At 43.1% G+C, this 17,114-nt stretch carries 24 protein-coding genes and 1 pseudogene; 21 read left to right on the top strand and 4 right to left on the bottom strand.

Annotated features, from left to right (window positions below; all coding sequences use genetic code 11):
• Positions 1-58: 58 nt before the first annotated feature.
• Positions 59-721, bottom strand: a complete 663-nt coding sequence (locus ACOI6Z_RS25310; RefSeq protein WP_001549893.1) for a recombinase family protein — start codon at positions 719-721, stop codon at positions 59-61.
• A 380-nt stretch (positions 722-1,101) separates the two neighbouring features.
• Here ACOI6Z_RS25310 and ACOI6Z_RS25315 point away from each other — a divergent pair, with 380 nt between their 5' ends.
• The 4 genes from ACOI6Z_RS25315 (at position 1,102) to ACOI6Z_RS25330 (ending at position 2,985) form a co-directional block, all read left to right on the top strand.
• Positions 1,102-1,764 carry a division plane positioning ATPase MipZ gene (locus tag ACOI6Z_RS25315; protein WP_000516402.1) on the top strand — a complete coding sequence of 221 codons (663 nt, stop codon included), beginning with the start codon at positions 1,102-1,104 and terminating at the stop codon, positions 1,762-1,764.
• Between the two features lie 99 nt (positions 1,765-1,863).
• Positions 1,864-2,148, top strand: a complete 285-nt coding sequence (locus tag ACOI6Z_RS25320) for a hypothetical protein (RefSeq protein ID WP_001185481.1) — start codon at positions 1,864-1,866, stop codon at positions 2,146-2,148.
• Positions 2,149-2,353: 205 nt separating this feature from the next.
• Entirely contained in the window at positions 2,354-2,665 is a 312-nt protein-coding gene (locus ACOI6Z_RS25325; RefSeq protein ID WP_000469598.1) for a hypothetical protein, read from the top strand.
• Positions 2,666-2,700: 35 nt separating this feature from the next.
• Positions 2,701-2,985: a hypothetical protein gene (locus ACOI6Z_RS25330; RefSeq protein WP_001043731.1), complete on the top strand. Its 285-nt coding sequence runs from the start codon at positions 2,701-2,703 to the stop codon at positions 2,983-2,985.
• A gap of 20 nt (positions 2,986-3,005) precedes the next feature.
• On the opposite strand, the gene ddp1 (ACOI6Z_RS25335) is transcribed toward ACOI6Z_RS25330, so the two are convergent.
• The 3 genes from ddp1 (ACOI6Z_RS25335) to ACOI6Z_RS25345 all read right to left on the bottom strand — a co-directional run bounded on the left by ddp1 (ACOI6Z_RS25335) (position 3,006) and on the right by ACOI6Z_RS25345 (position 5,012).
• Positions 3,006-3,359, bottom strand: coding sequence for a DNA distortion polypeptide 3 (ddp1, locus tag ACOI6Z_RS25335; RefSeq protein WP_000877224.1), 354 nt, complete (start codon positions 3,357-3,359; stop codon positions 3,006-3,008).
• Positions 3,360-3,546: 187 nt separating this feature from the next.
• Entirely contained in the window at positions 3,547-3,990 is a 444-nt protein-coding gene (locus tag ACOI6Z_RS25340; RefSeq protein ID WP_001074369.1) for a hypothetical protein, read from the bottom strand.
• Between the two features lie 8 nt (positions 3,991-3,998).
• On the bottom strand, positions 3,999-5,012 hold the full coding sequence (locus ACOI6Z_RS25345; protein ID WP_001348704.1) for a replication initiation protein: 1,014 nt from the start codon (positions 5,010-5,012) through the stop codon (positions 3,999-4,001).
• A gap of 610 nt (positions 5,013-5,622) precedes the next feature.
• On the opposite strand from ACOI6Z_RS25345, the pseudogene ACOI6Z_RS25350 reads away from it, so the two are divergent.
• From ACOI6Z_RS25350 to ACOI6Z_RS25430, 17 genes and pseudogenes are all read left to right on the top strand, one after another.
• Positions 5,623-5,775 (top strand): annotated as a pseudogene (locus ACOI6Z_RS25350) (DNA-binding protein); the annotation flags it as partial.
• A gap of 589 nt (positions 5,776-6,364) precedes the next feature.
• Positions 6,365-6,880: a DnaJ domain-containing protein gene (locus ACOI6Z_RS25355; RefSeq protein WP_001025390.1), complete on the top strand. Its 516-nt coding sequence runs from the start codon at positions 6,365-6,367 to the stop codon at positions 6,878-6,880.
• Positions 6,881-6,938: 58 nt separating this feature from the next.
• Positions 6,939-7,175, top strand: coding sequence for a hypothetical protein (locus tag ACOI6Z_RS25360; protein ID WP_000792381.1), 237 nt, complete (start codon positions 6,939-6,941; stop codon positions 7,173-7,175).
• A gap of 59 nt (positions 7,176-7,234) precedes the next feature.
• On the top strand, positions 7,235-7,786 hold the full coding sequence (locus tag ACOI6Z_RS25365; RefSeq protein WP_000662998.1) for a hypothetical protein: 552 nt from the start codon (positions 7,235-7,237) through the stop codon (positions 7,784-7,786).
• An 8-nt stretch (positions 7,787-7,794) separates the two neighbouring features.
• Positions 7,795-8,064 (top strand): hypothetical protein, encoded by a 270-nt coding sequence (locus ACOI6Z_RS25370; protein ID WP_001006717.1) that lies wholly within the window; start codon positions 7,795-7,797, stop codon positions 8,062-8,064.
• Positions 8,054-8,296 carry a hypothetical protein gene (locus tag ACOI6Z_RS25375; protein ID WP_000008707.1) on the top strand — a complete coding sequence of 81 codons (243 nt, stop codon included), beginning with the start codon at positions 8,054-8,056 and terminating at the stop codon, positions 8,294-8,296. The genes ACOI6Z_RS25370 and ACOI6Z_RS25375 overlap by 11 nt, the downstream gene beginning before the upstream one ends.
• 93 nt (positions 8,297-8,389) lie before the next feature.
• On the top strand, positions 8,390-8,728 hold the full coding sequence (locus ACOI6Z_RS25380; RefSeq protein WP_001099725.1) for a hypothetical protein: 339 nt from the start codon (positions 8,390-8,392) through the stop codon (positions 8,726-8,728).
• A gap of 74 nt (positions 8,729-8,802) precedes the next feature.
• On the top strand, positions 8,803-8,967 hold the full coding sequence (locus ACOI6Z_RS25385; RefSeq protein ID WP_000004083.1) for a hypothetical protein: 165 nt from the start codon (positions 8,803-8,805) through the stop codon (positions 8,965-8,967).
• Positions 8,964-9,221 (top strand): hypothetical protein, encoded by a 258-nt coding sequence (locus tag ACOI6Z_RS25390; protein WP_004199355.1) that lies wholly within the window; start codon positions 8,964-8,966, stop codon positions 9,219-9,221. Before ACOI6Z_RS25385 ends, ACOI6Z_RS25390 begins: the two co-directional genes overlap by 4 nt.
• 340 nt (positions 9,222-9,561) lie before the next feature.
• A complete protein-coding gene (gene ddp1, locus ACOI6Z_RS25395) occupies positions 9,562-10,107 on the top strand; it encodes a DNA distortion polypeptide 1 (protein WP_001348698.1) in 546 nt (181 codons plus the stop codon).
• A gap of 2 nt (positions 10,108-10,109) precedes the next feature.
• Positions 10,110-11,270 carry a MobP1 family relaxase gene (gene mobP1, locus ACOI6Z_RS25400; protein ID WP_004199101.1) on the top strand — a complete coding sequence of 387 codons (1,161 nt, stop codon included), beginning with the start codon at positions 10,110-10,112 and terminating at the stop codon, positions 11,268-11,270.
• 352 nt (positions 11,271-11,622) lie between these two features.
• On the top strand, positions 11,623-12,132 hold the full coding sequence (locus tag ACOI6Z_RS25405) for a transcription termination/antitermination NusG family protein (RefSeq protein ID WP_000455437.1): 510 nt from the start codon (positions 11,623-11,625) through the stop codon (positions 12,130-12,132).
• A 232-nt stretch (positions 12,133-12,364) separates the two neighbouring features.
• Positions 12,365-13,009 (top strand): lytic transglycosylase domain-containing protein, encoded by a 645-nt coding sequence (locus tag ACOI6Z_RS25410; RefSeq protein ID WP_000953538.1) that lies wholly within the window; start codon positions 12,365-12,367, stop codon positions 13,007-13,009.
• Positions 12,993-13,283 carry a TrbC/VirB2 family protein gene (locus tag ACOI6Z_RS25415; RefSeq protein ID WP_000916156.1) on the top strand — a complete coding sequence of 97 codons (291 nt, stop codon included), beginning with the start codon at positions 12,993-12,995 and terminating at the stop codon, positions 13,281-13,283. Before ACOI6Z_RS25410 ends, ACOI6Z_RS25415 begins: the two co-directional genes overlap by 17 nt.
• Before the next feature lie 24 nt (positions 13,284-13,307).
• Entirely contained in the window at positions 13,308-16,061 is a 2,754-nt protein-coding gene (locus tag ACOI6Z_RS25420) for a VirB3 family type IV secretion system protein (RefSeq protein ID WP_015060057.1), read from the top strand.
• Positions 16,062-16,070: 9 nt separating this feature from the next.
• The gene (locus ACOI6Z_RS25425; protein ID WP_000716326.1) at positions 16,071-16,841 is read left to right on the top strand and encodes a type IV secretion system protein; all 771 of its coding nucleotides are present in this window, start codon (positions 16,071-16,073) and stop codon (positions 16,839-16,841) included.
• 9 nt (positions 16,842-16,850) lie between these two features.
• The gene (locus ACOI6Z_RS25430; protein ID WP_000759841.1) at positions 16,851-17,108 is read left to right on the top strand and encodes an EexN family lipoprotein; all 258 of its coding nucleotides are present in this window, start codon (positions 16,851-16,853) and stop codon (positions 17,106-17,108) included.
• Positions 17,109-17,114: the final 6 nt, after the last annotated feature.

Consider the following 17,114-nt stretch of genomic DNA (forward strand, 5'->3'; position numbering starts at 1 on the left):
GCATATACAGTATAAAGAATCAGTTTTATTCTTCAACACACTGTTTATTATGTTGTAACTACTCCCTACCTTCAGGTTCATGGTTCATTTTGTTAACGGTCTGTTGCTTCACAGCTTTGCTGATAGTCGCCCGGCTACAACCCAGCACTTTTTGAATCTGGCTCCAGGAGCTGCCGCTCGCAATCAGCCTGTTTATGGCGTCATAGCGAGACTGATTAACCTGGCGGCCTTTATACTTCCCTTCCCTTTTCGCCCTGGCGATCCCCTGCTGCTGCCGTTCCCGGCGCTGTTCATAGTCTCGCCTGGCGACGGCGGCCAGCATATCCAGCAACATATCGTTTATGGCCGAAAACATTCGGCTGTCAAAATCATTGTGACCCGATGCGAGCCAGGTTGTCGGAACGTTGACGGCCACAACCCGGATATCTTTCTGCCGGATCATTTTCTTCAGTGTGTTCCAGTCCTCCCCTACCAGGCGTGAAAGCCTGTCCACATCCTCTACCAGCAAGATATCGTTTTGCTGACAATCTTTCAGGAGCCGGAACAACTCAGGGCGTTCAAGCTTAGAACCTGATTCATTTTCAATGTAGTAGTTACAGATGCTCAGGCCGCGCTCGATGGCGAAGGTATTTATCGTGTCCAGGGCGCGTGTTGCATCCTGTTCAGTCGTGGATGCGCGTAAGTAAGCTCTGACAAAGCCTTTCGGTACTGTTTGAGTCATTATAGGGAACCAGTTCATTTTGAGTTAACCAGACACACCCATACAGTACCCATTTCAGTTGGTTCAGGGAAGGCACACTCAAAAAGAACCAGCAAACAGACCCCAGCCCTATAGTGACAACGTCACACTAAAAATTTACAACATAAAGATGATGTAAAGACACACCAAGATTTACACCATAAAGCGCACATAAAGACACAGCAACATTTACCATGTAAAGACACCATAAAGATAAATATATCTTTATTTGTGCTTTACATGGTAAAGCCATTGCATTATAAAGACACTGTAAAGACAAAAGTATCTTTACGAAAAACACACCATGTAAAGACATTCATATCTTTACATGAGCTTTACAACATAAAGAGAGGGATTCTGAAATGGGTAAAATCTTGCTTGTCGTATCAGATAAAGGTGGGGTAGGCAAAAGCACCTACGTGGCTAACACAGGCTCAATGCTGGTCAACAAAGGTAAGTCGGTAATTATCCTGAAGACAGATAAAAACCACGATCTGTTGAGCTGGAACGAAAAGCGGACAGATAACGGCTTACTCACTATCCCGGTTCACGCAGCTTACGGAAACGTCAGCAACGAAATTAAGCGCCTTAGTAAGCTGTGTGAAGTTCTCATTGTCGATTGCCCCGGCCACGACAGCCAGGAGTTCCGTAGCGCCCTGACAGTATCAGATATCGTGGTGACACTGGTTAAGCCGTCCTCTGATTTCGAAAGCGAAACACTGACCAGTGTTACAGAGAAAATCCGCACCGCTCAGAAAGCTAACGCAGCTCTGGAACCGTGGGTGCTGTTCACCAGAATCAACTCAGCGAAACCCCGCCACAGAAAAGCGGCCATTGATCTGGATAAATTACTGCGTTCGGACAACATCTGGATTCAACCTCTGAAAACCCGGATATCCGAGCTGGATGTGTATGAAAGCGCCTGTAATGAAGGGGCAGGGGTACATGACGTTAGCCGGGCATCGAGCCTTTCAACAGCGAAAGCACAGATTGAACTTGTGGCACAGGAAATTGGCATTTTATAGAAATATCAACAATATTCATCGAAATCTTTACATTGTAAATACACCATAAAGATACTATGATATTTACAATTAATGCATACCGTACAAGGGGAAATTTTCATGGCTTTAAAACTAAACCGCCCGAACATCGATGAATCTCAGCAACCAGCAACAAACGCAGAAACCGCGCGTTTTATCTCCGGCGCTACCAGAGCGCCTGTAGCGGGTAAACCAAAGTTGATGAACTTCAGACTGCCAGCGTACTTTGAGGAGATCCTGGAAGCGGAGGCGCAGAGAACAGGCCAGAGCAAGACAACCGTTCTAAAGGCAGCGCTGGCCGCATTCGATAACCTGGACGAGAACCTGAAAAACCACTGGCTGCTTGAATCTGCAAAATTAGGGTAGCGTTATGGCTAAGAAAAAGAGATATGTTGTGATGGTTAGAGATAAACCAAATACAGCGGCAATCAGCGATTATTAGCCTGGTTAGTATGGTTCGCTAACAGGCATAATAAGGCCGTTGCCTATGACTGCGGAGAATGGATTGTCGAACCATCACATTGGTTAAGAATTGGAAATCCAAAATAGAAAGAAACCTAAGGAAAGAAAAATGTTCATATTCAGATATATTAAAACTCTTATTAATATCTACTTGTTATACATCCAACCGATATTGGGGATGTTCCTTATAGGTATAGGCTTATGGGGGTTCTATGCACCTGATGAGGGAACTTGTACTAATCTCAATATTGAGTTATGCGCTGTATCAGCTATTGATGTTCTGAAGCCTGCTATTTTTGTATTTTTAGGCATTATTACCGTTGCCGGATGGTACTTTACCGAACTTCAGCCGAAGCTAAGGGGGGAGGGCAAGTATATGAAGGTAAAAACAGGTGTAAAACCGGAAGATTTCGTTAAGTAAAAACCGAGCCTAAAGACGTTAACCGTGGGGGATTTATGAATAAATCATGGCTTGAACAACAGGTGCAAAATGAAAAATTAAAAAAAGTACAGGAAGAGAAAAAAGATGGCACTATCCAAAAAGGATTGTACAGGGTTCGTATAAAAGACAAATACAGGTGGGATTTGTGGGAAAATGATTTCAGAGTTGTTATTGCTTATTCGAAAGATGATGCAGAGCTAAAATTTACAGAAATGACAGGTTTTAATGAGCATTACTATATAGAAAGCATTGAAAAAATAGTGCTTTCAGATATAGAAAAAATCTTACTGGAAAACTGAAAAGATAGTTATCCAGAGGTTTAGTTAAATAATGGCGTCAGTTTTTCAACCAGTAGCAGATCGCTTAAACCGTCTAAAGAAACAACTTCTATACCAGAATCAACAAGTGAATCAACTCCACATACTTCACCGAAGCCGATAACCATAATCGGCTTTCGGTCTATCAAATCAAAAATCACCAAAGGCAATATTACACTGTTAATCGCTTCAAACTCCTGAAAAAACATTTCAGAGCCGTATTCGCTGGCAGGAAAAAGAATCTCACTTAATCTCAAACCATAAAAAATATGGTAGTGTTCTTTAAGGTTATCCTTTAAAATATTAACAGCCTTAGAATATTTTTCGTTAATAAACTCTTTAACCTGATATTTCATAACTCTCTCCAACAAGAACCGACTGTAGGTCACCGGGCAAACGTTGCGGAATGGCGTCAGAGACGTCATTTTGCGGCGTTTGCCCTATCCTGCATCGCAGTGAAAAGAACTCGCCTCGTGCGCTATGATTAACCGATGATAAAAGGCTGAAAGAAGCACTGCAAGCCGACTGGATAACATTGTTGCTTCACGGCTGATCATCATTGGTTGCCTCAGTGCTAGTGTGCTTTGCATCAGGAACCAGAAGACGATACCACGGCATTTTTTTGTTAAGCAGCTCCATCAGGGGAGTGGCAAACAAACTCAATCCCCACAGCGTTACGATTACTGGAATCGTGAAATTTTGCGGCGTCCAGAACTGGCGCTCAAGGTGGAACCATGTAACAACACAGAGCATTCCACCAATCCAGAAAATAGCTTTACTGAAAGCCCCCAGGACTGCCAGAGAAATAACAGAGACTAAATGCAGTGCGCCAGCCGTAGCAAGACGTAGATAAAACCAGAACCATTTAGCGTGCCGGATAACCGGGTTACCGTTCGTTTCTCGCAATCGTTTTTTACGTTCCCGGATGATTTCTTTTTTCAGCTTACTTCGTTCGGCTCCCTGCGGAAACTCATATATTTTAGCCATGTTTTGCCTCACTTATTCTTTTTTGGTGGAACGACTTTGTCAAACTCCTCTAAAAATGCCATATCATCTTCCGAAAAGGATGAGGATTTTTCATTTATACTAAACTCAAATCTAAGCATGTGAGCCATTCTCCCTTTTTTCCCAACAACAGAGAAAGATAACTGATTTATTTCCGTTTTCTCAATTATCTCATTAATGCTTTTATTGATAACATCACGAACAAAAAATGAGTATTTAGGATACTTATATTTCTTCTCCCCTTCCTCAATAGTATAAAGTCCCATTTCCTCTTTTAAATCATCCACGGATATATCAAAAGATTTTTTTGAACTATTCTGACTGTAATATTTCCTAATGACTTGATAAAGGTTTGTTGAGTTTACACTGTTCAACAACACAACTGATTTCAATACCTGAGTGGTATATCTATTTTCAGAACCAATCAACTTAGAAAAATATCGCTTAGCTGTATTTGTGAATTTTATCCGTACAGTTGCAAGATGATCGTAATAGGCACAGAATTCTGTTAAGTTTAAATCCAAGCGATCAGGTATTTTATTCTTAGATGATAGTATCCCAAGTTCATCAGCCAAATTTTTTAAATCATCTCTGTTTAAAACTAACGTAGTTGAAGAAAGAACTTTAGCTCCCTCTTTCAGAGCTGCATAAGAGGCATATTTATCTAAAGAAGTAGCTTTTGAAAAAAAGTCAGCATCAACCTCCAAAATATCATCATCTAACATTTCCTTTGTATCAATCTGGCAAAGAGCCAGAAAAAGCACTCTTTTTGCTGAAAGGGAAAGGGATGCAAGAGTTACCCCAACTTCATTTCTATGTCTAACTTTCGTTAATCCCGTTACTGTCTTCACGATAAGCCTCATATAACCTTTCCTATGTAGGCAAATCATAACCCCACAAAGGTTGTAATTCAAGACAACAATACAACCTTTAATTAAAAAACCTCTCACCTTTAGATATGAAGATCTGAGGATCTTCATATCTAAAGATAGCAACAACCGCATGTTTCACTTGATGTTCAGTCAAACTGTGGAAACCGTTAAAAATCTTCTCACCTTACGTGAAAAATCCTCTCATCTTTAGTGAAAAATCTAACTACCTTAACTTAAAAATCTTCTCACCTTACGTGAAAAATCCTCTCACCTTACGTGAAAAATCCTCTCACCTTTAGCAATTTTTTTCCATAATTTTCAGGTAATTGAAGCGAGCTAAGTTTTTAAGTTTTTAAGATCAAGAAGAAAATATAAGGCTTTTAATGCACAGCGTCTGTGGATAACTCAGCATAAATCCAGAGGATAGATCCGTCTGGCCTCCCTGAGCACTGCACCACCAAAAATTGAGCAAATATTAACCTTAGCGCGTAAGTGCTCTATTGAAACCCCGTGGAAATTCCGCTTCCTCGCTCACTCGCGGGCTTCGCCCTGTCGTTCGGCTGCGGCGAGCGGTGTAATCTCTCTAAAAGATCCAGACGGGATCCTTTTCCGATCCAATTCTTAAATGCTCTCAAAAGCCCTCAGAGGCGTTTTAACCGCTTTAACCCGGTCATGGTTCAACGGAGCGGGTAAAATGCGCTTAGAACGTCATACAGCTCGTTTTTAACCTGATCCCTAATCAGGGGGTATAACAGAGGCGGCCAAAAAATCCGGCCTTGCTCGTCAGAGTATCTACCGCGCATTATCCCCGAACGGAAACCCGACCATCACAACACTTGCACAGCTTGCAGCAGTAGCCGGGTTACAGTTCACTCTCAGTAAGCCCAACCACTAACCTTTCAGACAAGCCCCTCATACCGGGGGGATTATTTCTTATGCCAGCAAAATTTCACGACCGGCGAGGATGGCCAAGTGTTTTTTGCTGGCAATTTTCGTGCAGCAGCTGGCGCCCGGATTCATTTTTTGCTGTCAGGCATCAATCGGTTTCAGCAACCCGCCCCGTAATTCGCTGCTAACGCATCTCATAACGCGCAGATACAGCGCCCCGCGCCAGTGTTTCACACTGACCCGGCGTACCGTTCGCAAGCTCACGCGCTAACTGCGACAGGCTAAACATCGTCTGATAGTCAGAAATTGGCCTGGCAGGGGTGAGGGGGGTTATCGCTCTCATTCGGGCTTGTTGGTTCGCCAGTCCTGGCGAACGTCTCCGGCGCGATGTTACGACAGCGCATTATGTAACTACAGTTCGCGCCTCTTTCGGAAATCCCTTCATGCGCGGTAAAGCAATATACATCTTTATGTAATCTTTACAATGTAAAGCATTAAAAATGATTCCATAACCATCATTTGATGGTATAATGAATTTGTTGGTTGGGAATGGTTCCCTGCCAGATTCCAGAAGCCCACACGGGCGGGAGCGAAAAATGAATATTCAGGAAGCATTAAACGTTTTTGGTTTATCCGGTGATCTGACTGAAAAGGACATCAAGGCGGCATACAAAAAAGCGGCTTTAAAATATCATCCAGACCGCAATCCATTGGGTGCCGAGCTGATGAAAGCAGTAAATGCTGCGTTTGATTTTCTCATGGCTAACATTGATAAAATCAATCAGTTTCAAAGCACTGATGAAAACGCACGTTACAACTACGGTGAAGATCTGGAAAAAGTTCTGAATACGCTTTCCGGCCTTACAGGGATTGTCTATGAAGTTATTGGTAATTGGGTCTGGATTAGCGGAGAAACTAAAGAACACAAAGACATTTTAAAGGAAATGGGCTGTAAGTGGGCATCTAAGAAAAAACAATGGTTTTACCGTCCTGAAGAACACAAAAGCCGCTGGAACCGTAAAGAACACAGCATTGAAGAAATTCGTGAAATGTATGGTACAGCGGGTAAACGTAAGGCGTCAGGCTGGACACGTGTAGAAGCAAGCGCATAACCGGAATGGGGGCGAAAGCCCCCTAGAACATGGCAAAGATTGATTCGGAGACACGTTGATGAAAAACAAGACCATAACGGAAGCGGAGCTGATAAACATTTTTGAAAGTTACGGAGCCTACATTTGCCCGGATGAGATCGAAGTTACAGCCAAAGAATGCAATGAAAATGGTTCAGTCTTGCACCGTGGCTTAAACGCAGAAGGATGGGCGCATCTTTTTGCGAAGGAAGAAGCATATCAGCAGGAATGCGAAGCCCAGGAAGCTGCAAGTGATGATGGACACTTTGATGAATAGTCTTAAAACTGCCGTAATTCGATTTACGGCTTTTTTATTGAGTTCAAAAGGCTGAATCGATGAAAGAACAGAAAAATTTCTTTGAACGGTATAAACCGGTGTTTGAAATCGTTTGTCGAATCCTGGGGAACGGCTGGCGTGTAAATCTGCTCGATGATTGCCAGTACAGGATTAAGCTAACCTCACCTGATTTTAAAAATTACTCTATACATATTCGAATGGAGAAAGGAAGGTTAGTTATCATTGGAAGCGTAGATAGTCGCAGCTGGAGAAGTCCTTACCATACTTGCACAGTATCGCCAGAGCGTAACCCTGTAGAAATCGCCGCCGATATTGAAAAGAAAATCCTGTCGGATGCTTTAGATAATGTAGATATGGCGCGAGAGTATGAACAACAGTTACAGCAAAAACGCGAGAAAAAACTGATCCTGAAAGGAATGCTATCTCGTTTAGTGCATCTTGAAAGCTGGCATGGGACATTGACCGGGTTTAAAGTTGAGAATGGGTTAGATGGTAACGTATCAGAACGGGGCGACGGATATGAAATGGTAATTCGTGGCCTGAGTGTAGATCAGCTCATAAAGGTAGCGGGGTTTATTAAACAGCTATGAGGCAAAAAATGAATGAAGTCCTGAGCGACAGGAAAAACAAAGGTAATGTAACATACAGGATTGTTGTGTCTGAAGATGCAACACGTTTGTTTATTGAACTTGAAAAACTGATGAAGGTACGCTCTAAAGAAGCGGATAAAAAAACAACTAAAAAGATTGTTTTCCAAAAATCATTTTATTACGAAGAATTCTCGAACGTTAAAGATGAAATTGATGATCCAATTTTATTGAAATTCTATACAGATACTATTGTGAAGGTACAAAATCATGAGTTTTAAGCCAACACCTGAAGAGGTGAAACAAGCACGTATTAAAGCTGGCTTTACGCAGCAGGAAGCCGCTGAACGGTTTGGTTTTACGTTATCAGCCTGGCAAGCCAAAGAAACATCCGGTAAAACGTCTCGTGGTTTAGCCGCTGGTACGTATGAATTACTTTTGCTCCTGGCTGATGAACATCCAGATTACCAGCTCGTTAAGAGAGAAAAAAATCAGGATAAAGTGACTAAATAAATTGCATTACCATCATATGATGGTATAATTTATTTGTAGGTCGGGAATAGTTCCTTACCATGATCCAGTAGCCCAAACGGGCGGGAGACTAAAATGAACACGTATGTTATCACTTTCCAGGCTTTAAACACTAAGAAAGAAAAAATCACCTGCTCTGCTTTTGTCCATTCAGAAACTCTCTTCCTTGCCGTTCATTCTTTCGAAGATAAAAATCGCGGTCGTGGTTATGTTATCACGTCTGTTAGTGAATTGTTGTCCGAGGAACTGACGGCGAAAAATTCCCTCAAGAAAAATATTAACTTTTGGTTTAATGAGTGTGGTTTAAGTAAATCTGAGGTTATAAACGAAGTAATTAACTGGAAGAATTTCGCATATACCCTTAAAGAACTGGAGGAAGCCAAAAATGAAGCGATAAGAGAACTGCGGAGTTAATCAATTAGGGGTGGTATCAGGTTGTGGAGGCAACCTGATACCGTGACACTCAATTCCCTCGCGAGGAATATAAAATGTCGGAACGCATGTTATCAGCAATACAGACTGTTGAAAAGGGTGGGCGTCCGGTTTTTCCCTTGATGCCATTCTCTGCTTTTCCTGAGTACATGGCATTACTCAGAAAAGCCCTGGAAAAGAAAGAAACAAAAGCACTGATAGAAAAACAGGAGGTGCTATGAAAAAACAGGAGTTTTTAGATTTTATCAGTGCAGAACAGAGGCGGGGAGCTGTCCGGTTTTCGCTGGGATTTAACAGCAAAGGGGAAATTGTATTGCACTGGACTAACGAGGCCGGGTTAAGAGTCTGGAGTATACTAAGCGGTAACAGGGGAAAAAGTCCCAGCCGGGCAAACCGGGAAAGAATGAGTAACCTCCGCCGCTGGCTCCATGATGCCCGGCAGGGCATGGAAGGCGACACACCAGAGGCAGAATAAAATTCCCGTTCCTGAATCGCCGAAGCCCTCCCGTTTACGGGAGGTGCTTTTTTTGTATATTCCGTAAAACAGCGCTCGCGCCCCCTGCCAGGCCATTCGCGTAGCGAATTTATTTCCGCCCAAGTTAGCCGCGAATCCGTTGTCTCCGGTCGCAGACGCACCAGATCACAGCCACGATAGCCTTTCATTTTTTGCATTTCGATGGACGCTGAAGCACAATTTATGTGTGGAGGTAGTTCACTGCGATGCAGGATAGGGCAAACGCCGCAAAATGACGTCTCTGACGCCATTCCGCAACGTTTGCCCGGTGACCTACAGTCGGTTCTTGTTGGAGAGTTTTATGAAAAAAGTTCAATTCAGGATTGAAGAAAGCCAACATGATGATCTACTTGATTGTCTTAAAACACTTTATCCAGATGAACCGGGTTTAACCGTGGCAAAAGGAATGAAGCTGCTTGCCAATGCTTTACTGAAAAGCAAGGTTAAAAATGAAGATGTTAATGTGTCAAAAGACAATGATGATTTTATCAAAACCACAATGTATTTGACAGGGAAACAAAGAACTTTAATAGAGAAAGCGGCTCATCGTCATGGCTGGAATTTATCCAGAGAATGTCGTTATCGAATCCAGACGACACTTGAAAATGAACTTGATTTTTTCGATCAGGAACTTCTGGTGATGAATCGTTGCCGTAATGCAATAGATAAAATAGGGCGAAACTTTCATTATATTATCGTTAATGATAATGCCAGAGTACTTGATAAAGATGGGTTCTATCAGGACGCTGAGCGGTTGAGTTCAGAGATAATGAGTCTCAAAAGTGAGTTTGAAAACTACATTATGTTATGCAAAGGGCGAACTGTTTCTAACAAGGTTGAGGTGTAATCATGGGCGTTTATGTTGACAAGGAATTCAGGGTTAAGCGTAAGTCCTCTGAAGCTGGCCGCAAGTCTGCTTTCGCCCATAAAGTTAAAAATGGTGGTAAAAACTATCAACGCAACGTTCAGGAACGTATCAACCGCAAGGGTGCCAGTAAGGAGGTTGTTGTCAAAATCTCAGGAGGTGCGATTACCCGGCAGGGAGTTCGAAACAGTATTGACTATATGAGCCGGGAGTCAGAGCTGCCAGTGATGAGTGAAAGCGGTCAGGTATGGAAAGGTGATGAGATTCAGGAGGCTAAAGAGCACATGATAGATCGTGCTAATGACCCTCAAAATGTTTTCGATGATAAAGGTAAGGAAAATAAAAAAGTAACCCAAAATATTGTGTTTTCACCGCCTGTATCAGCAAAGGTAAAACCTGAAGATCTGCTTGAGTCTGTCAGGAAAACGATGAACAAGAAGTACCCAAATCATCGTTTTGTGCTTGGCTATCATAACGACAAAAAAGAACATCCACACGTGCATGTCGTTTTTCGTATTCGTGATAATGACGGTAAACGAGCTGATATCAGGAAAAAAGATTTACGGGAAATTCGTACAGGTTTTTGTGAAGAGCTGAAGATGAAGGGCTATGACGTTAAAGCCACTCATAAGCAGCAGCATGGACTTAACCAGTCTATTAAAGATGCGCACAAAACAGCGCCAAAACGACAGAAGGGCGTTTATGAGGTTGTTGATGTTGGCTACGACCATTATCAGAACGATAAAACCAAACCAAAGCAGCATTTCATAAAGCTTAAGACACTGAACAAGGGCGTGGAGAAAACATATTGGGGGGCTGATTTTGGTGAGTTAACCACTCGCGAGAACGTTAAGAAAGGTGATCTTGTTAAGCTGAAGAAGTTAGGACAAAAGGAGGTGAAAATCCCTGCACTTGATAAGAACGGTGTACAGCATGGCTGGAAGACTGCACACAGGAATGAGTGGCAGCTAGAGAACCTGGGGGTTAAGGGCATAGACAGAATCTCTTCATCCAGTAAAGAGCTGGTGCTGAACAGCGCGGAGATGATTAAGAAACAGCAACTCCAGATGAGAAATTTCTCGCAAATAAAACAGTCGATGATTCAAAGCGAACAGAAAGTGAAAATCGGAATTCGTTTAGGATAATTCATACTCTCCGGTAACTTATTGATTAAGATCGATTTATTTATCTTGTTAGCAGAGTTTTTGTAAAAAGTAACTAGCGGTAAAAAATTTAGTTAACTTGACTATAAAATAAGCGCATGGTGATCAATCGATCTGCTTTTTTGTTATCAAATAGCATATGTATCTAGATATAAATAAAATACAAGCACAAACAAAATGAAATGTGTCGTAAATGCGATCTAAAGATCTGCTTGTGTGGTTGAACGCAGCACATGTAGCTGATAAAGTTTTTATGAGATGTAAATTTGTCCTTTTGTTTTTTTTCTCTGATTCGGGGTCATCCGAGTCGAGAGAGCGCCTGAAAGGAAAAACTATGGAATGGTATGTTTTGCAATTCACCACTACGAGATTTGCAGCAGTTTTTGCTCATCTCGAACGCCTGAACTTCTCTTACTTCTGTCCTATGGAGACTGAAAGGTATCGTCGCCCGGATAAGATAATTTCATATCGAGAAAGACGTTTGCCGCTTTTTCCCGGTTATCTTTTTATCCAGGCAGATTTTGAAGAGGTTCATTCCACTACAATAACTGCTATCCCTTACGTACAACGCTTTATCTCATTTGGCGGTGAGCCTTTACCTGTACCAGAAGATGTGATGGCGGAGCTTTTGTACAGACAATCACATACAACAGCTCAGGCAAATCTTTTAAGGAAATCAATTCCACACGATTTTGCTGAAATTCTACTCATGGATAATCCGCAGCAAAGAAGTATGGCTTTCATCCACTACATCACAGAGAGAAGCTTAACCCACAAAATGAAACGGAAGAAAAATGACTGCTACCCGAAAAAAAACCGCAACGAGACGCAAGCCCCAACGTAATACACTCTACCTGCCCTCAGCTTCTCGTGAGGAACTGGATAAAATTGCTCTGGAGATTGGCTATCGCAGGGGGCGACGTATTTCAAGCTCTGGTGTTGTCCAGTACCTCATAAAAAAATATTCCAGCCAGGCTATTGAGGAGCTGATAAACGAAGACGATGAAGACGATGACGACTTCGATGACTAACCATTCAGTCTAAACTTTCCGCGCTGTTCTGGCCGGGAGAAAATCATGTTATCTACTACTGCTTTTGCGGCGCTTGCTTTGCAATGCGCGGCCAGCGTTCATCCCGATACTGCGCATGAAGTTGCAAGGGTTGAATCTGGTTTTAACCCATATGCTATTGCCGAGATAATACCGAAGGTTGAACGTAAGCCCGGTGACAAAGGCGTAGTGTCCTACTTTCCCAAAACTAAGGAGGCTGCACTCCAGATCGTAAATCAAATTGAATCACGAAATCATCGTTACTCAGTCGGTCTTATGCAAATAACGAGTACGAATTTTGCAAACTTCAATACAACCGCTGAGAAAATGTTTGACCCCTGCGAAAATCTCAAGGTTTCAGAGCAAATTTTGGTGGATTGTTATAAACGTGGTGGCGATATTTTACGTGGCCTGAGTTGCTATTATTCCGGCAATCCAGAAACAGGAACTAAACCTGAATCAGATTTTAATAACACCAGTTATATACAGCGCATAGGGTTTAATCCGCCTGATAACAAAAAAAACTGGGTGGTTCCTTCAGTTAAAGATGCAATCAGAAAGGAGAATGTAACACAGAGTATCAAACCTAAAGAAGTTACCGTATATCCCCAATATGCCATGCGTGGCACTGTTTTAGATGAAAAGGAAACAAACGATGTTAAAACTCAATAAACGTTATTTAACTCTTTCTGTATTTATGGCTGCATTGATGCTTTGTGTAGCAGAACCCGCCTTTGCTGATGATGTATCCACTAAAACAACTGGCTTCTTGCAGAAGATTATCGATTTTCTGACGGATATCCGTAAGCCAGCAATCACCATCATTGCGCTGGTAATTGGTTATATCGCTATCTTCTCACGCCAGCATGCAGCGTGGATTACGCCTTTAATTATCGGGATTATCATCTTTATTGTTGCGCCATATCTGCCTGACTGGTTAGCGTAATATGTAATAAAAGGGGGCGTAAAAATGAGTACCGTTTTTAAAGGGCTGACACGCCCCGCTTTGATTAGGGGGCTGGGCGTTCCGCTCTACCCCTTTCTTGGAATGTGCGTTATCTGCGTTTTGCTTGGTGTCTGGATTCATGAGGCTATGTATGCCCTCATCCTCCCTGGCTGGTATGCCATCAAGCGAGTTACGAAGATAGATGAACGCTTTTTTGACCTGCTTTATCTGCGAATGCAAATCAAAGGTAATCCTCTGGCAAACAAGCGCTTCAATGCCGTCCATTATGCGGGGAGTTCGTACGACGCAGTCGATATATCGAAAGTGGACAATTTTATGAAGCTTAAAGACCAGTCTTCTCTTGAAGAGTTAATCCCGTATTCATCACACATCACTGATAACCTCATTGTTACCAGAAACCATGATCTACTGGCGACCTGGCAGATTGACGGAGCTTATTTTGAATGTGTAGATGAAGCGGATCTAGCCTTGCTTACTGACCAGCTCAATACGCTGATACGTAGTTTTGATGGGAAACCCGTTACCTTTTATACGCATCGTATTCGGGTTAGAAAAGAAGTGCGACCTGTATTTGACAGCAAGATCCCATTCGTCAACAGAGTGATGAACGATTATTACGAATCGCTTTCGGCGGCTGAGTATTTTGAAAACAAATTATACTTAACCGTATGCTATAAACCGTTCAGCGCTGAAGATAAAGTGACGCATTTTCTTTCAAGGAAAAAGGGTAATAAAAATATCTTCGAAGAACCCATTAATGATATGAATGAAATATGTGGCAGATTGAGCACCTATCTCTCCCGGTTTCATTCCCGTCGTCTTGGGTTATATGAAGAAAATAATATAGTTTATTCAGAACAGCTTACGCTGTTCCAGAAACTGCTATCCGGGCGCTGGCAGAAAGTCAGAGTCACCAATAGTCCGTTTTATACATACCTGGGTGGTAAAGACCTGTTCTTTGGTAACGATGCTGGACAAATCACTGCCTCTGACCATGCCCGGTACTTTCGTTGCATCGAGATCAAGGACTACTTTCAGGAAACGGATGCCGGAATTTTTGATGCACTGATGTATCTCCCGGTTGAGTATGTACAGACTTCCTCTTTAACTCCGATAGACAAGCAGTCTGCAATCAAGGCGCTGGATGATCAGATCGACAAACTCGAAATGACCGATGATGCCGCTAAATCCTTGCTCGCTGATTTGAAAGTTGGTCTCGATATGGTCTCCAGCGGCTATATTTCTTTCGGGAAAAGTCACCAGACACTGATTGTTTACGCAGATTCGCCGGAGCGTCTGGTGAAGGACACCAATATTGTAACGACGACCCTGGAGGATTTAGGGCTGATCGTAACCTATTCAACCTTGAGTCTTGGCGCAGCGTATTTTGCTCAGTTACCTGGTAACTACACGTTACGGCCACGCCTGAGTTCTATCAGCAGTCTGAACTTTGCCGAAATGGAAAGCTTCCATAATTTCTTTACGGGCAAGGAGAAAGGAAATACCTGGGGTAACAACCTTATCACCCTGGGCGGCTCAGGAAATGATATTTATAACCTGAACTATCACATGACTACCGAGCATCAAAATTACTTCGGTAAAAACCCCACGCTGGGGCATACCGAAATTCTTGGTACGTCAAACGTGGGTAAAACGGTAGTGATGATGACTAAGGCTTTCGCCGCCCAGCAGTTCGGAACGCCGGAGTCTTTTCCACCTGAGAGGAAATTAAAGAAGTTAACTACAGTATTTTTCGACAAAGATCGGGCAGCGGAACCCGGTATACGTTCAATGGGAGGTGCTTACTTTCGGGTGAAAGAAGGAGAGCCGACTGGCTGGAACCCTGCGGCTTTGCCACCAACCAAACGAAATATTTCCTTTATGAAAGACCTGGTGAGGCTACTTTGTACGCTTAACAGTGAGCCGCTTGATGATTACCAGAACCGCCTGATTTCTGATGCCGTTGAGCGCCTGATGCAGAGGTCAAACCGCTCTTATCCGATCAGTAAGTTGCGACCACTCATTCTGGAGCCTGATGATACTGAAACCCGGCGGCATGGGCTTAAAGCACGCCTGAATGCCTGGGTGCAGGGAGGGGAATTTGGCTGGGTGTTTGATAACCCGGACGATACGTTTGATGTGGACAACCTGGACGTTTTCGGTATAGACGGAACGGAGTTTCTGGATAACAAAGTACTTTCCAGCGCCGCTTCATTCTATCTCATCTACCGTGTCACCATGCTGGCTGATGGCCGCCGACTCCTTATCTACATGGATGAGTTCTGGCAATGGATTAACAACGAAGCGTTCAGAGATTTTGTTTATAACAAACTCAAAACCGCGCGTAAGCTGGATATGGTGCTTGTCGTAGCGACACAATCGCCGGATGAACTAATTAAATCACCTATCGCGGCTGCCGTTCGTGAGCAGTGCGCAACACATATTTATCTGGCGAACCCCAAAGCGAAACGTAGTGAGTACGTAGACGAGTTGGAAGTGAGAGAACTTTATTTTGACAAAATTAAAGCCATTGACCCGTTATCTCGTCAGTTCCTGGTCGTCAAAAACCCACAGAGGAAGGGGGAAAGTGATGATTTTGCGGCTTTCGCAAGACTGGATTTGGGAAAAGCGGCGTATTACCTACCGGTTCTCAGCGCATCGAAACCCCAGCTTGAACTGTTCGATGAAATCTGGAAAGAGGGTATGAAGCCGGAAGAGTGGCTTGATACCTATCTGGAACGTGCAAACCTGATTTAAGGAATCCCTATGAAAAAGCATATCGTTGCGGCACTTATCGCCTCTGTTACGGTTATTTCTGGTGCTCAGGCTGGTGTTCCCGTTGCCATTGATGCAAACCCTGAATGGGCTGTCGAAGCGCAGCGCTGGACAGAACGCCTCAAACAGTGGCAGGACACCGTGAACCACTACCAGAAACAGATTAATGCCTATAAGCAGGAGCTGCTGACCAAAACGGGCATTCGTGATGTTCAGGGACTGGTGCAGTCTGCGCAATCTGTCAGTAAGGAGCTGGAGAATATTTACGACCAGGGGAACTCCTTCATTGATGATTACATTAAGAACCCGGAAGCCACCCTGTCTGAGCAAGCCAGATCACTACTGGCCGATTATAAGGTGACAAACACCTGTAAGGGGCTGGGATATACGGGCGACCTGGTGCGGGGCTGTGAAGCCTCGTTCCTGTCCCAACTGGCGGGGATCGAGTACGGCAATAAGCTGGAAAGTAAACTGCGTGAAGATAATCAGGAAATGGCCGACCTTATCGACCAGGTGAAGAACGCCCAGGACACGAAAGCCACGCAGGACGCGACAAACGCTGTATCTCTGGCAAGCCTGAAATTTAACAAGCTCAAATTTCAGTATGAAATGTATCGCGATAAGCAGCGCGATCTTGCAGAATACAAGGAGAAAATGTTACAGGCTGCTTTCCAGGAGAAACAATTAGGGGCTGTTAATAAAGAAACTCCAGTTGTTGATTATAAGGCAGCATTTGAGCAGCAGAGTTATGAAATGAACTGAGGGGGCATTTTGAAAAAATATGGATTAGTTGCGGCGTTGGGGCTTACATTCTTTCTTACCGGGTGTGAAGAGGTTAAATCTGTAGACTGGTGGCAGTCTCACGTAGACGATGCAACGAAAAAAGTAGCTGAATGCAAAAAGTCTGGGAGTGATAGCGAAAATTGTAAAAACGCTAAGGAAGGTTTGTTTAGGTATAAGCAATTACATCCTAAGCATGTTGACTATAAAGATGCATTCAAAAATGTATTGGGTAAAGATGGAAGTTAAAAGGAG

The organism is Klebsiella sp. C239 (assembly GCF_048822715.1).
In the GTDB taxonomy this organism is placed as follows: domain Bacteria; phylum Pseudomonadota; class Gammaproteobacteria; order Enterobacterales; family Enterobacteriaceae; genus Klebsiella; species Klebsiella quasipneumoniae.

What these genes read in the sequence shown, in the direction of transcription:
- ACOI6Z_RS25385 (WP_000004083.1), top strand. Translation starts at nt 8,803, where the DNA reads ATGTCGGAACGCATGTTATCAGCAATACAGACTGTTGAAAAGGGTGGG.
- ACOI6Z_RS25310 (WP_001549893.1), bottom strand. Translation starts at nt 721, where the DNA reads ATGACTCAAACAGTACCGAAAGGCTTTGTCAGAGCTTACTTACGCGCA.
- ACOI6Z_RS25365 (WP_000662998.1), top strand. Translation starts at nt 7,235, where the DNA reads ATGAAAGAACAGAAAAATTTCTTTGAACGGTATAAACCGGTGTTTGAA.
- ACOI6Z_RS25405 (WP_000455437.1), top strand. Translation starts at nt 11,623, where the DNA reads ATGGAATGGTATGTTTTGCAATTCACCACTACGAGATTTGCAGCAGTT.
- ACOI6Z_RS25340 (WP_001074369.1), bottom strand. Translation starts at nt 3,990, where the DNA reads ATGGCTAAAATATATGAGTTTCCGCAGGGAGCCGAACGAAGTAAGCTG.
- ACOI6Z_RS25325 (WP_000469598.1), top strand. Translation starts at nt 2,354, where the DNA reads ATGTTCATATTCAGATATATTAAAACTCTTATTAATATCTACTTGTTA.
- ACOI6Z_RS25330 (WP_001043731.1), top strand. Translation starts at nt 2,701, where the DNA reads ATGAATAAATCATGGCTTGAACAACAGGTGCAAAATGAAAAATTAAAA.
- ACOI6Z_RS25375 (WP_000008707.1), top strand. Translation starts at nt 8,054, where the DNA reads ATGAGTTTTAAGCCAACACCTGAAGAGGTGAAACAAGCACGTATTAAA.
- mobP1 (WP_004199101.1), top strand. Translation starts at nt 10,110, where the DNA reads ATGGGCGTTTATGTTGACAAGGAATTCAGGGTTAAGCGTAAGTCCTCT.
- ACOI6Z_RS25345 (WP_001348704.1), bottom strand. Translation starts at nt 5,012, where the DNA reads ATGCGGTTGTTGCTATCTTTAGATATGAAGATCCTCAGATCTTCATAT.
- ACOI6Z_RS25380 (WP_001099725.1), top strand. Translation starts at nt 8,390, where the DNA reads ATGAACACGTATGTTATCACTTTCCAGGCTTTAAACACTAAGAAAGAA.
- ACOI6Z_RS25360 (WP_000792381.1), top strand. Translation starts at nt 6,939, where the DNA reads ATGAAAAACAAGACCATAACGGAAGCGGAGCTGATAAACATTTTTGAA.
- ACOI6Z_RS25320 (WP_001185481.1), top strand. Translation starts at nt 1,864, where the DNA reads ATGGCTTTAAAACTAAACCGCCCGAACATCGATGAATCTCAGCAACCA.
- ACOI6Z_RS25410 (WP_000953538.1), top strand. Translation starts at nt 12,365, where the DNA reads ATGTTATCTACTACTGCTTTTGCGGCGCTTGCTTTGCAATGCGCGGCC.
- ACOI6Z_RS25355 (WP_001025390.1), top strand. Translation starts at nt 6,365, where the DNA reads ATGAATATTCAGGAAGCATTAAACGTTTTTGGTTTATCCGGTGATCTG.
- ddp1 (WP_001348698.1), top strand. Translation starts at nt 9,562, where the DNA reads ATGAAAAAAGTTCAATTCAGGATTGAAGAAAGCCAACATGATGATCTA.
- ACOI6Z_RS25370 (WP_001006717.1), top strand. Translation starts at nt 7,795, where the DNA reads ATGAATGAAGTCCTGAGCGACAGGAAAAACAAAGGTAATGTAACATAC.
- ACOI6Z_RS25315 (WP_000516402.1), top strand. Translation starts at nt 1,102, where the DNA reads ATGGGTAAAATCTTGCTTGTCGTATCAGATAAAGGTGGGGTAGGCAAA.
- ACOI6Z_RS25390 (WP_004199355.1), top strand. Translation starts at nt 8,964, where the DNA reads ATGAAAAAACAGGAGTTTTTAGATTTTATCAGTGCAGAACAGAGGCGG.
- ddp1 (WP_000877224.1), bottom strand. Translation starts at nt 3,359, where the DNA reads ATGAAATATCAGGTTAAAGAGTTTATTAACGAAAAATATTCTAAGGCT.
- ACOI6Z_RS25420 (WP_015060057.1), top strand. Translation starts at nt 13,308, where the DNA reads ATGAGTACCGTTTTTAAAGGGCTGACACGCCCCGCTTTGATTAGGGGG.
- ACOI6Z_RS25415 (WP_000916156.1), top strand. Translation starts at nt 12,993, where the DNA reads ATGTTAAAACTCAATAAACGTTATTTAACTCTTTCTGTATTTATGGCT.
- ACOI6Z_RS25425 (WP_000716326.1), top strand. Translation starts at nt 16,071, where the DNA reads ATGAAAAAGCATATCGTTGCGGCACTTATCGCCTCTGTTACGGTTATT.